This window comes from Streptomyces sp. NPDC055254 (assembly GCF_053606025.1).
Genome location: NZ_JBSGQV010000002.1, coordinates 305,491 through 319,324 on the forward strand (window position 1 = coordinate 305,491; position 13,834 = coordinate 319,324).

General features: G+C 72.1%; 12 protein-coding genes. 4 read left to right on the forward strand and 8 right to left on the reverse strand.

Annotated features, from left to right (window positions below):
• Nucleotides 1–25: 25 nt before the first annotated feature.
• The 3 genes from ACWFQ8_RS03675 to ACWFQ8_RS03685 form a co-directional block, all read right to left on the reverse strand.
• Nucleotides 26–754 (reverse strand): hypothetical protein, encoded by a 729-nt coding sequence (locus ACWFQ8_RS03675; protein ID WP_453784523.1) that lies wholly within the window; start codon nucleotides 752–754, stop codon nucleotides 26–28.
• Between the two features lie 213 nt (nucleotides 755–967).
• Nucleotides 968–5,419, reverse strand: coding sequence for an FtsK/SpoIIIE domain-containing protein (locus ACWFQ8_RS03680; protein ID WP_453784524.1), 4,452 nt, complete (start codon nucleotides 5,417–5,419; stop codon nucleotides 968–970).
• 254 nt (nucleotides 5,420–5,673) lie between these two features.
• Nucleotides 5,674–6,537: a menaquinone biosynthetic enzyme MqnA/MqnD family protein gene (locus tag ACWFQ8_RS03685; RefSeq protein WP_453784525.1), complete on the reverse strand. Its 864-nt coding sequence runs from the start codon at nucleotides 6,535–6,537 to the stop codon at nucleotides 5,674–5,676.
• A 236-nt stretch (nucleotides 6,538–6,773) separates the two neighbouring features.
• Here ACWFQ8_RS03685 and ACWFQ8_RS03690 point away from each other — a divergent pair, with 236 nt between their 5' ends.
• A complete protein-coding gene (locus ACWFQ8_RS03690; protein ID WP_453784526.1) occupies nucleotides 6,774–6,977 on the forward strand; it encodes a cold-shock protein in 204 nt (67 codons plus the stop codon).
• A 197-nt stretch (nucleotides 6,978–7,174) separates the two neighbouring features.
• On the opposite strand, the gene ACWFQ8_RS03695 is transcribed toward ACWFQ8_RS03690, so the two are convergent.
• Together ACWFQ8_RS03695 and ACWFQ8_RS03700 are read right to left on the reverse strand one after the other, a co-directional pair.
• Nucleotides 7,175–8,887, reverse strand: coding sequence for a lytic transglycosylase domain-containing protein (locus ACWFQ8_RS03695; RefSeq protein WP_453784527.1), 1,713 nt, complete (start codon nucleotides 8,885–8,887; stop codon nucleotides 7,175–7,177).
• Nucleotides 8,888–9,137: 250 nt separating this feature from the next.
• Nucleotides 9,138–9,566, reverse strand: coding sequence for an ATP-binding protein (locus ACWFQ8_RS03700; RefSeq protein ID WP_453784528.1), 429 nt, complete (start codon nucleotides 9,564–9,566; stop codon nucleotides 9,138–9,140).
• 118 nt (nucleotides 9,567–9,684) lie between these two features.
• Between ACWFQ8_RS03700 and ACWFQ8_RS03705 the strand changes: the two genes are divergently transcribed.
• Nucleotides 9,685–10,557, forward strand: a complete 873-nt coding sequence (locus tag ACWFQ8_RS03705; RefSeq protein ID WP_453784529.1) for a helix-turn-helix domain-containing protein — start codon at nucleotides 9,685–9,687, stop codon at nucleotides 10,555–10,557.
• Nucleotides 10,554–10,802: a DUF397 domain-containing protein gene (locus tag ACWFQ8_RS03710; protein ID WP_453784530.1), complete on the forward strand. Its 249-nt coding sequence runs from the start codon at nucleotides 10,554–10,556 to the stop codon at nucleotides 10,800–10,802. Before ACWFQ8_RS03705 ends, ACWFQ8_RS03710 begins: the two co-directional genes overlap by 4 nt.
• A gap of 60 nt (nucleotides 10,803–10,862) precedes the next feature.
• Here ACWFQ8_RS03710 and ACWFQ8_RS03715 read toward each other — a convergent pair whose 3' ends face one another.
• Together ACWFQ8_RS03715 and ACWFQ8_RS03720 are read right to left on the reverse strand one after the other, a co-directional pair.
• Nucleotides 10,863–11,753 (reverse strand): RNA polymerase sigma-70 factor, encoded by an 891-nt coding sequence (locus ACWFQ8_RS03715; RefSeq protein ID WP_453784531.1) that lies wholly within the window; start codon nucleotides 11,751–11,753, stop codon nucleotides 10,863–10,865.
• Between the two features lie 31 nt (nucleotides 11,754–11,784).
• Nucleotides 11,785–12,960 (reverse strand): NAD(P)/FAD-dependent oxidoreductase, encoded by a 1,176-nt coding sequence (locus ACWFQ8_RS03720; protein ID WP_453784532.1) that lies wholly within the window; start codon nucleotides 12,958–12,960, stop codon nucleotides 11,785–11,787.
• 115 nt (nucleotides 12,961–13,075) lie between these two features.
• Here ACWFQ8_RS03720 and ACWFQ8_RS03725 point away from each other — a divergent pair, with 115 nt between their 5' ends.
• Nucleotides 13,076–13,375 carry a hypothetical protein gene (locus ACWFQ8_RS03725; protein WP_453784533.1) on the forward strand — a complete coding sequence of 100 codons (300 nt, stop codon included), beginning with the start codon at nucleotides 13,076–13,078 and terminating at the stop codon, nucleotides 13,373–13,375.
• A gap of 130 nt (nucleotides 13,376–13,505) precedes the next feature.
• On the opposite strand, the gene ACWFQ8_RS03730 is transcribed toward ACWFQ8_RS03725, so the two are convergent.
• Complete coding sequence (locus ACWFQ8_RS03730) at nucleotides 13,506–13,802, reverse strand: hypothetical protein (RefSeq protein ID WP_453784534.1); 297 nt, start codon at nucleotides 13,800–13,802, stop codon at nucleotides 13,506–13,508.
• Between the last annotated feature and the right edge of the window lie 32 nt (nucleotides 13,803–13,834).

The window sequence follows — 13,834 nt, forward strand, 5'->3', positions numbered from 1 at the left end:
CCGGGCCACCGCCCGGCGGCGCGTGCTACGCCGGGCCCTCCGCCGGCTTGCGGTTCCCGTCGCGCAGCACCGCCAGGGCGAAGCCGAGGCGCCGGTCCAGCCACGGCGCCTGGATCGCGTACCAGCGCGCACCGAACTGACTGTCGGCCGTGATCACGGTGGTGTCCCCGGACCGCCAGGTGTCCGGCTTGGGCGTGGAGGAGTTGTCGCTCTCACTGCCCATGCCCAGCGTGACCACCTCTTGAAGCATCAGGAACGGGACCTTCACCACCTGGAAGGCGGCGCGCTCGCCGACATCCGAGGCGGTTCCCTCGGCCCAGTGGTATCGGGCCACGATCTCGGAATGGTCGGGCGCCTCCAGCCACCACCCGTGCTGCACCGACCGCTTGGCGACCGGCGTACGGATCACCGCCCCCAGCTCGGCGCCTTCCGCGTCCGTCACCCGGTACCGCCCCGAGGCCTTCGCGTCCGGCAGGACCGCGCACACCGCCGGGCCGGCCGCGTCGGGCGTCGCGTGCAGCCGGAACCCCTTCGCCCGCGGCGGGGCGTCCGGCTCGACCGGGACCACGTACAGGAACGGGGTCCGCTCCACGTCGCCCGCCACCCAGCTGAAGGCGCGCACGGCCAGCGGCCCCTCGCCGCGCTTCGCCGTACGCAGGGCGTTCCGCGTGACCGTCCCGACCGTGAACTTCGAAATCCGCTCCCACGGCCCCGGATCGACAGCGGGCTGGGCCTGCTTCTTCTTCCCGAACACCAAGAGATTCCCTCCCGTTGAGCCCCGGCGGCCCATCCTGCCGCATACGATCAAGTGATCGACAGCATGTTCTCGGGGGAGGCTCCATGCGACAGGCGAATCCGGACGACCTGGATCAGCTGGCGAAGCTGATCGACGGCCGGGGCGGGTTACGGGACAAGGTGGACGGGGCGCCCGCGCGGGGGTCCGCCGCGCGACCCGGCCGCGGGCGGGTCAGCCGCGCATCACGCCCTGGACCGGTATGAACGATCCGCCCGACGCGAGCAGGCCGCTGCCCGTGGGGCCGCCGCCCGTGTTCGACGGCAGGCGCAGGCCGAACAGCTCGCCGTCCTGCGAGCTCTGCGGCGTGAGCAGCAGCCCGTTGCGCGACTTGCGCGCCGAGGTCACGTAGCCCCGGTACTGCGAGTTCAGGGCGTCCGTCGTACCGGCCGTCAGGAGGCCCAGGCCGCCGTCCGCACCCTTGCGCAGCAGGGCCTCCAGCGCCTCGTCGAGCCGGGTGTCGTAGAGCAGTTCGGCGTCGTCGGCGACGACCACGTACGGGCGTCCCTCCGCCAGCTCCACCAGGTCGGACAGGTCGTCCTCGCGGCTCTCCGCGTTCAGGACGCCCAGGACGCCCGGGCGCCCCTCCAGGTCCCGCAGCGGCGAGCGCCGCGGGGTGATCAGGATCAGTGGGGTACCGGCCGCCAGCAGGGATTCCGACGCGCACACCAGCGCGGTCGAGCGGCCCGACTTCGGGGGGCCGGCGATGACGAAGCCGGGGCCGGCCTCCTCCAGGTCGATGCCGAGCGGGGCCAGCTCGTCCCCGCCGACCGCGAGCAGCGCCCACAGCGGCGACGGCGGCGTGAAGTCCGGGTCCAGGGCCAGTGCCTCCCCGGCGGTGATCCGCGGCGGCAGGGCGTCGACGCGCATCGGGCGGCGGTGCGCCGGGACCCGGCCGTACCGGGCGTGCACCTCCTCCGCTATCTCGCGCAGCTTGCGCACCTGGGTCTGGCCGGACGGGTCCGGGTCGAGCAGCGCCATCTGCGTCTCGTCGATGCCGGTGTCGGTGATGCGCAGCGCACGCCCCGGGCCCATGTTCTTCGGCACCTCGCGGGGGTGGATGCCGGCCACGGCGTAGTCGTTGGGGTCGGCGAAGCGCAGGATGAGCCGGTCCACGAAGGCGGAGGCGACCATGCCGCTGAGGCCGCTGCGGTCGGCGGTCATGACGACCTTGAGGCCGACCGCCGAACCCTCGCGGAAGATGCGCTGCATCATCTCGATCAGCTGGCCGTAGTTGTAGGCCTCGAAGGCTCCGACGAAGCCTTCCCAGCTGTCCAGCAGCAGGACCATCCACGGGAGGCGGTCCTCGGGCGCGGCTGCCGCGCGCTGTTCGGCGGCGCTCGACGCGCCCTCCATCGCGAGCAGTTGCTGGCGCCTGCTGATCTCGGCGAGCAGGCGCTCGATGAGCCGCCGCACCCGGTCGGGCTCGTCGCGGTTGACCACGGCGCCGACGTGCGGGAGCCGTACGAGGGGCAGCAGGGCGTTCGATCCGCAGTCGATGCCGTACACGTGGACCTCGCCCGGGTCGCTGCCGCGCGCCAGGGCGCCGGCCAGGGTGCGCAGGGCGGTGGACCGCCCCGAACGGGCGCCGCCGGCCAGCATGGTGTGCTCGCCGCCCACCAGGTCGAGGGCGAAGGCGGCGCGGGCCTGCTGGGCCGGGAGGTCGGTGAGCGCGTAGCCGATCGGCGGGACGTCGCCCGGCGCGTGCCGGCCGTCCGTCGGGGGCAGGTCCTCCAGCGTGACCCGTTCGGGCAGCGGGTCCAGCCACGGGCTGCGCGGCGGCGGGAAGCCCATCGCGTCCGAGCCGGACCGGACGGCGTCGACGAGTACGGCGAGGTCGGTGACCATCGTGCCGTCGTCGTCCGCGTCGGCCGCCCGGGGCAGGGGGCGGCTGTACGAGTCCCAGGTGAGCGGGATCAGGTTCGCCTTCGGGCCGCTGTTCCCGGTGGCCGGGCGCCGACCACCGATGCGGGCGGACTGCACGCCCACGAGGGACTGCGCGCCGGAGCGCACGAAGGCGCGGCCCGGGGTCGACTTGGCGATGGCGCCGGCGTCCGAGGCGTCGATGACGTCCTGGGACTCGGTGCCGTCGGTCACGCGCAGCGCGATGCGCAGGTTGGTGTTGGCCCGGATGTCGGCGCTGACCACGCCGGCGGGGCGCTGGGTGGCGAGGATCAGGTGGACGCCGAGCGAACGGCCCCGTCGGGCGATGTCGACGAGGCCGGCGATGAAGTCGGGGAGCTCGGCGACCAGCGAGGCGAACTCGTCGATGACCAGCACCAGGCGGGGCATCGGCTCCAGTTCGGGGCGCAGCTTGCGGGTGTCGTTGTAGTCCTCGATGTCCTTGGTGCCCGCGTTGAAGAGGATCGTCTCGCGGTGGTGGAGCTCGGCGGCGAGCGAGGCGAGGGCGCGTTCGGTGAGGTGGGCGTCGAGGTCGCTGACCATGCCGACGGTGTGCGGGAGGCGGGCGCAGTCCATGAAGGCGCTGCCGCCCTTGTAGTCGATGAGGACGAAGTTGAGGGCGTCCGGCCGGTTGGCCACGGCCAGCGACGCGATGATCGTCTGGAGCAGCTCGGACTTGCCCGCGCCGGTGGTACCGGCGATGAGGGCGTGCGGGCCGTCCCGCCGGATGTCGAGGGTGAACGTTCCGTCGGCGGCGACGCCGATGGGCGCCGAGGTCGTGGAGCCGCCGGCCCGCCAGATCCGCTCGATGTCGGTGCCCGTCGGGTCGGGCATGCCGAGGAGGTTCAGCAGCCGGGCCGCCGTAGGCAGCGCGCCTCCCGCGTCGTCGCGGCTCACGTCGCGCACCGGCGCGAGGGAGCGGGCGAGCAGCTCGCACCAGTCGGCGGTGACCTGGTCGGCCAGTACCTCGCCGACGGCCTCCAGGCCGCCGCCGCGCAGCCGCACCCGGGTCGGCGACTCGTAGGTCCAGGCGACGGCCGCGGCGCACTCCTCGGGCAGGACCCGCTCGTCCTCGTCGACGCAGAGGGCGAAGATCCCGTAGGCCGGGCCCTCCTGGAGCAGCTGCGGCACCCCGGGGACGCGGCGCAGCAGCCGGGCCCCGTCGAGCACCAGCACGACGAACGGTTCCGGGGCCATGCCGCCGCTGAGGGAGCTGTGGTCCTCGCGGGCGGCCTTGCGCCGGGCCAGCTCGTTGAGGAGCTCGTTCACGCGCTTGGCGATGGCCTCGGAGTCGGAGCCGACGAGGGCGACGCAGTCCTGGCCGAGCTGGGGCGTGGCGTGCGGGAGCCAGTGGGCCCACGCCCAGTCGGCGCCGGCCTCGCGGACGGACGACAGCACGACCAGCGAGAGGTCGCGGGGGCTGTGCAGCACGGCGGCCTGTACGGCGAGCCAGCGCACGGTGGACAGGGCGCGGGGGCGGTCGCCGGCGACACCGATGACGCCGAGCTCGGCGAGGGGCAGGGTGACCGGTACGTCGGCCAGCAGCGGGGGTTCCGGCTTGTCCTCGGCGTATCCGCCGCGGGCCATGACGAGGTCCACGTCGGCCGGGAGCGCGCCGACGCCGACGCGCAGTTGGAGGGCGTCCACGTCGGTGATCCGGCGCTCCCACAGGCGGCGGCGCGGTCCGGTGGCGAAGAGCAGGACCTGCGCGGGGTCGGGGCTGTCGGCCCGCCGGTGCTGCTGGTCCTGCTTGCCCAGGCGGAGCAGCTCGGCCTCGAAGGCGGCGAGGTCCTTCTTGTACTGCTTGAGGGAGTTCTTGTTCTTCTTCTTGCCCTCGCGGTTGTCGCTGATCCACTGCCCGAGCATCATGATCGGGGTCATGGCGCAGAAGAGCAGCATGTAGATCTGCTTGGTGACGGCGAACATCACCAGACCGAAGATCATCGGGGTGAAGGCCGCGATCATCTGGAAGCGGGCCCGCTCCGACTTCGACGGCAGGACGGGGACGACCGCCCGGGGCCGGGGCCGCAGCGGCGACAGCCGGGGCGGGCGGTTGTAGGCGAGCCCGCCCTCGCCGGTGGCGGACAGGTGGGCGTCGGGCTCGGTGACGTGGTCGAGGACGAACAGAGATTCCCCCGCCCGCAGTACGGCGCCCAGCGGCCAGGCCGTCTCGCCCTGGACCTCCTCGTCGTCGAGCAGGACCCCCGTCGTCTGCTGCGTCTGGAGGGTGGCGTTCCCCTTGACGTCGACCGTCACGCGCGCGGCGACGGGCGCCAGCCCGCCGTCCGGCACCGGAACCGTGCAGGTGGGGGCGGAGCCGATGGTCGCCGCACCGACGCCCAGGCGGACCACGCGGCCGGCGGCCGGACCGGCCGCGATCCGCAGTTCGTAGCGCCCGGCCGGTTCGCCCCGGCGCAGCAGCGGGCCGATCGCGTCGTCCACGGAGACCCGCATGCCGTCGCGCAGGATCCGGGCGACGGGAGTGCCCGGCTCGCACCGGTACCCGTCCGCCCACAGGGCCGGTCCGGAAGGCGCCTGGCGCGCGAATCCGGCGTGCAGCGGTACGACCACCTCGCGGGCGCCGCCGGGCCACCCGGGGCGGGCGCCGCCGAAGGCCGAGGCCACCGCCTGCGCCACATCGCCGGCCGTCGCCGTCTCGTCCGCGTTGATCACGACGTCCTGCGGGGCTGTGCCCCCGTGTACGACCGTCACCAGGACTCGCATGACCTGTCCCCTCACCCTCGGCGCGTGCCGCGCCGCCCGCCCGCCGGGCCCTCACTGATCAACTGAGGCTAGTCGCTGGGCGGGGAGCCGGGAACAGCCGCCCCCGGCGTTCCCCGCCATTGCTGCGGGCATTCCGGCGCGGGCCCGCCGGAATGTGAAAGGGTCGGCAATGCGCGGGATATCACATATTCACCCGAGCCGGACGATTGGGGTCACCACCGGGAGAACACGGAGCCGCTCCCCGCTGAATCCGGTCAGTGTTCCGGGACGGCCGCCGGGAGGAGCTCCACGGCCACATCGGCGGGGTACCCCGTCGTCGGTCCCGTGCGGCGCGCGAATTCCCTCACGCCGGCCAGCTGATCGGGTCCGAAGCGGAAGTCGAGCGTGGTGAAGTAGCGCTCCAGGAGCTCGGCGTCGAAGGCCTCCCAGCGGGCCGCCTGCTCGGCGACCTTGGTGACTTCCTCCAGGGACACGTCCCGGGAGGCGAGGAAGGCCTCGTGCACCTTCTGCACCACGGCGGGCTCGCGGGCGAGGTAGTCCTTGCGGGCGGCCCAGACGGCGAAGACGAACGGCAGCCCGGTCCACTCCTTCCACATCAGTCCGAGGTCGTGCACGGCCAGGCCGAGCCGGGGGGCGTCGTGCAGGGAGGCCCGCAGCGCGGCGTCGCCGATCAGCACTGCGGCGTCGGCCTCCTGCATCATCAGCCCGAGGTCGGGCGGGCAGGTGTAGTAGTCCGGCTCCACGCCGTACTTCTCGGAAAGCAGCAGCTGGGCGAGGCGTACCGAGGTCCGCGAGGTCGAGCCGAGGGCGACGCGGGCGCCGTCGAGCCGCTCCAGCGGCACCTGCGAGACGATCACGCAGGACATCACGGGGCCGTCGCAGCCGACCGCGAGATCGGGGAAGGCGACGAGGTCGTCAGCGTTGCGGAGGAACTCCACGAGGGTGATCGGCGCGATGTCCAGCTCGCCCGCGACGAGGCGCTCGCTGAGCTTCTCGGGGGTGTCCTTGGTCAGCTCCAGGTCCAGCAGGGTGCCGGTTCGGGCCAGCCCCCAGTAGAGGGGCAGGCAGTTCAGGAACTGGATGTGGCCGACGCGGGGCCGGCTGCGGTAGACGTCCACATCGCGAGACTAGCCCCCGGGTCGCGTCAGCGTTCCGACGGGCCTCAAACGTTCGAGTGACGTGATCTTTCCCTCTGGCCCGACCCACGGGGTGCGTGCTACGCTCGTCGCAAGTTGCAGTTTGGTTTCCCTTGCAGTACGAGGCCTGCGGAGAATGTGACCCGCAGGCTTTTGTAGTTTTCAGACTTCTTAGCAGGTTCTGGAGCAGGGCGACCCTTTGGCCCATAGGAGGGCTCATGGCTACCGGAACCGTGAAGTGGTTCAACGCTGAAAAGGGCTTCGGCTTCATCGCCCAGGACGGCGGCGGCCCGGATGTCTTCGTCCACTACTCCGCGATCAATTCCTCTGGTTTCCGCTCCCTTGAGGAGAACCAGCTGGTGAACTTCGACGTCACGCAGGGTCCGAAGGGCCCGCAGGCGGAGAACGTCACCCCGGCCTAGTCGCCTGGGCCAACCTTAATCGCGGTTGGATAAGCAGTACCCAAGGAGCCCCGTCCCCTCTGCGCGAGCAGAACGGCGGGGCTCCTGCCTTTTCCCTCCCGGGGTGGGTGGGGGACAGCGCGGAGGCCCGCACCGTTCGTCACGGTGCGGGCCTCTACGCTGCGCGCGGCGGGGTGCCGCCGCCCCTGCGGGCCGGGTCAGGCCGGGGTTTTGGGCTGGGTGGTGGTGGCGGGGGTGATCTTGAGTTCCAGGATCAGGACCACGTTCTCCGGGGTGATCAGCCGGAGGTGGTACGTGCCCGGGGCGACGTCCGTCGTGATCAGGTCCGGCACGGCGATCTTGCCGTCGGCGCCCGTGGCGGCCAGCTCCAGGCTGGTCGTCCGCTCGCCGGCCGCGTCCTTGAAGTACGGCCCCTTCGCGGTCTCCGGGTCCACCGGGATCCACGTACCCGGCTTCTTCGGGTCCTCCCGGACCAGCCCGGCGGTGGCCACGGTCCCGGCGACCGGCTTCTTGTCCGCGGTCGTGGCGAGGATCCCGATCCCCTTGAAGCTCGTACCGGCGACGACCTCCAGCGGCTTCGTGCCGTCCGTACGGACCAGCAGCTCCGCGACCGGCTTCGCCGTGACCGTACCGGCGAAGTTCACCGTGAGCCGCGCCACCTTGTCGTACGTCGAGGCCCGCAGCGTGAAGGTGCCCGCCTTGGCGCCGGCCTTGAGGCCCGGCGCGGACGCGACACCGTTCGCGTCCGTCTTGGCGACGAGGGAGTCCGCCGGGGTGGTCCCGAAGCCGGTACCGCCCGTGGTGTCCTCCTCTACCGCGAAGACGACCTCCTGGCCGACGGCCGGCTTGCCGTCGCTCAGCAGCACCTTGACCCGGGGCGCCCCGGCGAAGGCCGACCCGGCCTCGGCCGTGATCCCCGCGCCGCCGAGCTGGGTCAGCTCGGCCACGTGCGGGGCCGGCTTCTCGGGCTCCGTCGGCTTCGTCGGCGGCTTGGTGGGCGTCGTGACCGGCGGGGTCGTCGGCGTCGTCACCGGCGGGGTCGTCACCGGCGGGGTCGTCGGCTTCGTCACCGGCGGCCGCGCGGCCGCGGGCTGCGGGGTGGGCAGGGTGCCCGTCGGCGGCGTCGGGTAGGTCCCGGCCGGCGGGTTGGGGATCTCGGCGACGCCGCCCTGCTGGTACTGCCGCATGTAGCCGAGCACCGTGTTCACGTACTCGCGGGAGTTGTTGTAGCTGAGGATCGCCGAGTCCAGCTTGGCCGCGACCGACAGGTCCCGGTCGCCCGCGCACAGGTAGAGGCCGGCGCCCAGCGCGGCGTCGTAGATGTTGTTCGGGTCGCGCTTCGCGTCGGCGTTGCCGTCGGCGCCCCAGACGGCCCACGTCGACGGGATGAACTGCATCGGACCGACGGCCCGGTCGTAGACGACGTCCGCGTCCCACTCGCCCCGGTCGGTGTCGCGGATCTCCGCGAAGCCGTTGCCGTCGAGGCGGGGACCGCGGATCGGCTTCTCGGTGTACCCGTCGGCCTTCAACCCGTAGCCCGAGGCGTGGACGGACTCGACCCGGCCGATGCCGGCGAGCAGCTGCCAGGGCAGCTTGCAGTTGGGCAGCGCGGCGGCCACGGCCACCTCCGCGCGGCGGTAGGCGTCGAGGGCCGTCCCGGGTATCCCGCTGGCCCCCTCCGGCGTGCCGGCGGCAGGCGCCGGCGTCGGATCGGCGAGGTCGCCGGGCAGGTCCAGCCGGGCGTCGCCGCGGTCGGCGGCCTGCGGGCTGTCGGGCGTCGGCTCGGACTCGCCGGCGTCGGCGGTCGACGGAGTGGTCACGACGGCGGCGGTGGTCAGGCTGGCCGCGAGCGCGGCCGTGCACAGGACCTTGCGCGAGGTGTTGACGAGGTGACGGTGAAGCGGCTTCACAGTGCGGCGATCCCCCCAGGAGCCGTCAAAGGTGTCCGGCCGGTCGGGCCGTGAATATCCACTGTCTATCAGGTATTCGGAATCGACTCGCCGTTCCCCCGGGAGATGTGGCACACCATTCGTCTTGTCTTCCACCCCGGTCCTCGGACAGTTGGAAACCGGGGTGCCGGGCCTTGACCGGATCACCCCGAAGACTTCCGGTTTGCTTTGCTTTGGGTCGCGTCGGGCATCGGGTGTGCTGCCGCGCCGTCTACCCGGGGCCGATTTCCGCCCAGACCGTTTTCCCCGGCGGCCGGGGCGCCACCCCCCATTCCCGTGCCACGGCTGCCACCAGCCGTAGCCCCCGCCCGCCTTCGGCCGACCAGGGATCCACGTGCGGGGGTACCGGCGGCGGCCCCGTGTCGCCGTCGGCGTCGCTCACCATCACCCGTACGCTCTCCCGCCCGTCGTAGCGCATCCGCAGCTCGAAGTCCCGGCCGGGGAGCCGCGCGTGCAGCACGGCGTTGGCGGCGAGTTCACCGACGACGAGCCCGACGTCGTCGGAGAGCGCGCAGTCGAAGGGCACGCCCCAGAGGTCCAGCTGCGCCCGCGCCAGCCGCCGGGCGAGGCGCGCGCCCCGGCGGGTGGAGCTGAACCGCTGCCGGAAGTCCTTTGCCATGTCACTGATTTCGGTCGTCACCTCACCGAGCGTGGCGGTCCGCTTCTACCCTTTCCAGAAGCGGCGGCGCTACGACGGTGATCCGTACGTGCGCCGACCCCTTCGTGTACGGGCTGTACGGACGAGGGCGGATCAGCCGATGAACGACCTGTCGGAGCACGAGGAACGACCCGAACGCCCGGTGGAGGCGGACGGCACGGCACACCTGTTCCGCGCCCTGGGCAAACAGATCAAGGCACTGCGGGAGGCCGCCGACTTCCACCAGAAGGAACTCGCCGCGCGCCTCCACGTCGGCGAGGACCTGATCGGCGCGATCGAACGCGGCGTACGCACCCCCCAACCGGACCTCCTGGAGCGGGCGGACGCCGTGCTGGGCGCGCGGGGGGTCCTGCGGGTGGCGGTGCCGGAGGTGAGGGAGGCGTTGAAGCGGGCGCGGACCCGGCATCCGGATTGGTTCCGGAGCTATGCGGAGGCTGAGGCGGCTACGCAGGCGCTGCATGAGTACGGGCAACAAGGAGTACCGGGCTTGTTGCAAACCGAGGGCCACGCACGAGAGATCTTCACTCAACGCCGCCCGCTTCTGGACGTGGAAACGATCGAAAGGCGGGTGCAGGACCGATTGGCCCGCCAGCAGATCTTCGAACGCTGGCCTTCCCCTACATTCAGCTTCGTCCTCGACTACAACCTGTTGGAACGGGCCGTTGGCGGATCAGACGTCCACCATGGCCAGCTCCTGCGATTCCTGGAAGTCGGCCGGTTACGCACGGTGGAGCTCCAGGTGATGCCGTACAAGCAGGGTGCACACGCCGCCATGGGCGGCTCCTTCACCCTCTTGCACCCCAAGGGGCGTCAGCAGATTGCCTACCACGAGGCGTACGGCCGCCCCCACCTGATCACCGACCCCGATCAGGTACGCATCATGGCGGAGCGCTATGGAATTATCCGGGCACAGGCGCTCACGCCGGACGAGTCCCTCGACATGATCGAGAAGATGCTGGGAGAGACACGATGAACACCACGAACCTGGCCTGGTTCAAAAGCAGTTACAGCGACGGCGAGGGCGGCAACTGCATCGAAGTCGCCCTGACCTGGCGGAAGTCCAGCTACAGCGGCGGCGAGGGCGGCCAGTGCGTCGAGGTGGCCGCCTGCCCCGCGGTCGTCCACGTACGGGACTCCAAGGTGACGGCGGGACCCGAGCTGGCGGTGGCGCCCGCGAGCTGGAGCGCGTTCCTGGACGGGGTCGCAGCGGGCCGTTGACCCTGCGCGGACCGAGCCCCGCCACGTATCGACGGCGGAGCCACGGGCGCAGGGGGTGGGTCAGCGGAGGGTGAGCGGATTCTCGGACCCCACGCGGGACAGCTTCTCGGGGTTGCGGACGTAGTAGAGGCTGGCGATGAGGGCACCCTCGACGCGGACCGCCAGGACGCCGTCGAGCTCTCCGTCCAAGTGGACGAGGAGGGCCGGGGCGCCGTTGACCACGGTGGGGGTGACGGTGACCAGGTTCTGGTGCCTGCCGAGGCCGCCGATCATGAAGCGGGCCACCTTGTCGGCGGTCGTGATCGGGCGTACCGCGGCCTGCTTGATGCCGCCGCCGTCGCTGAGGAGGACGACCTCGGGGGCGAGGACGTCGAGGAGGCCCTGGAGGTCTCCGGTTTCCAGGACGCGCCGGAACGAGTCCAGGGCGGCCCGGGTCTCGCTCAGGGAGACCACCTGGCGGGGGCTGCGGGCGTCGACGTGCTTGCGGGCGCGGTGGGCGATCTGGCGGACGGCCGCGGGGGTCTTGTCGACGGCCGCGGCGATCTCGTCGTAGCTGACGTCGAAGACCTCGCGCAGGACGAAGACGGCGCGCTCGGTCGGCGCCAGTGTTTTGAGGACCAGCATCATCGCCATCGACACGCTCTCGGCGAGTTCGACGTCCTCGGCCACGTCCGGGGCGGTGAGCATCGGCTCGGGCAGCCACGGGCCCACGAACGCCTCCCTGCGGCGCTGCATGGTGCGCAGCCGGTTGAGGGCCTGCCGGGTCGTAATGCGGACCAAGTAGGCCCGTCGGTCCTGGACTTGCTCCAAGTCGACCTCCACCCATCGCAGCCAGGTCTCCTGGAGGACGTCCTCGGCGTCGGCCGCCGATCCGAGCATCTCGTAGGCGACGGTGAAGAGCAGGTTGCGGTGGGCGACGAAGCTCTCGGTCGCCGGGTCAGGGGCCTTCACGGCAAGATCCTTTCGGTAGGTGGCCGTCACGCTAGGCCGTGACGGCTACCTCTTCACGCTTGGCCTGGAGCAGCTCCTGGCGCTTGCCGCCTCCCGACATGAGGTGCAGGCGGTAGCCGCCGGGCTTGCCGGCCTCGTCGGCGAGGTGCTTGACGACGCCCTTGCAGACGGTCTCCTTGAGCTTCGCGCCCAGGCGGCCGTCGACCTTGAACCAGATCGCGACGTCGGCGCGGGTGGCGAACTGGAAGATGCCGTCGCCCCGGCCGAGGCTGATGCACTGCGCGGCGAACGACTGGTTGAGGGTGGCGGGCTCCTCGCCCGCGACACGGCTGAGGACCGTGTCGGCGGCCCGGGCACCCATGGGCATGGCGGCCTGGCAGCTCATGCGCAGCGGCAGGCCCGAGGGGGCGGCCGAGTCGCCGGCCGCGATGATGCGGGCGTCGTCCACACTGGTCAGCGTCTCGTCCGTGAGGAGGCGGCCCAGGGCGTCGGTGGTCAGGCCGCTGCGGGCGGCCAGGTCCGGGACGCCGAAGCCGACGGTCCAGACGGTCACCTCGCTCGGCAGCTCGCGGCCGTCCGCGATCCGGACGCTGCCGGGGGTCACCGAGGCCACCCTGGCGTCTTCGAGCACGGTCACTCCGAGCTTGGCCAGCCGCCCGGCGACCGACTTCCGGCCGCGCGGGTGCAGGTACGGGCCGAGCACGTCGGCGCAGAGCAGGGTCACGGCGCGGCCGGCCTCCGCCAGCTCGGCGGCGGTCTCGATGCCGGTCGGACCCGCGCCGACCACGGTCACCGCGCCGTTCGAGGCTTCGAGGACCGGCCGCAGCCGCTGCGCCTCCTCCAAGGTGGCGATCGGGTGGGCGAACTCGGCGGCCCCGGGGACCCGCGGGTCGGCGCTGCCGCTGCCGACCGCGTAGACCAGGTAGTCGTAGCCGACCGTGCCGCCCGAGGCGAGATCGAGGGTGCGGGTGGGCGCGTCTATCCGCGCCACGCTGTCGACCACCAGAGCGACCCCCTCGGCCAGGACCTCCCGGTAGTCGACGACCGCGCTGTCGGTGCCGCCCACCAGCTGGTGCAGGCGGATGCGGTGGACGAAGCTCGGGCGGGGGTTGATCAGCGTCACGCTCACGTCCTCGCGCCGCGTCAGCCGGTTGGCCGCCATGACGCCCGCGTAACCGCCACCGATCACAACCACGTTGGTGTTCATATCCGCTCCTCCGTCAAGGGGTGTTCGGCCTCAAGACACCGCTCGGCCCACCCTTGTGACACCTCAGGAGGACTTTCTCATTGAACACGTTCAGTTGAACATGTTCAATGACGTCATGGAAAGAGTCCACTGGATCCAACGGGTCCTCGCCGCAGTGGCATTGCTCGCCGCCGTGCGCGTCCCCCTCGCCAACGACTTCCTGCGCCCGACCGTCATAGCCGCCCTGGCCACCGCCGCCCCCTGGTTCCTCCTCAACCACCAACGCGCCTTCGCCCGCACCTGCACGGCCATCGGCCTCACCCTGCTCGCGTGGGGCCTCTGCGCCCTCTTCTCGGGCATGGCCGCGTTCTGGCCGGCGGCCCTGCTCCTCCTGGCCGCCGCCCTCGGAAACCCGGGCAGGGGGCCGCACGGGTAGCCCTACCCGGAACCTCTCCCCCGCAGGGGCACGGGCGGGTCCGGCCGGGGAGCTCCTTACATGGCCGAACATATACCCACGCCCCTTCACTCTGCGTCGAGCGCGGGCTCGTCCCGCACCAGCGGCGCGGTCAGCCGGCCCGCGTCGAAGGCGGCGCCCGTGCGCTCCGCCCCGAAGCGATCGACGCCGTCGCCGGCTCCTTCGAGCGGATCTCCGACCTGACCACGCGCGACCCGCTCGCCCGGCCCGGCTGGCGGGCCCGGCTGAACCAGAGCCGGCTCGGGAGCACGGCGCCGGCCGCACCGGTGTACCAGTACCACGCGCTCGCCGACGAGCTGATCCCGTACGCGGTGGGCCGCGAGCTGCGGTCCGACTGGTGCGCCCGGGGGCGAAGTTCGAGTTCGATGCCGTCTGGGTCGGAGAGCACGTCAGCGGTGTGATCACCCAGGCCCCGGCCGC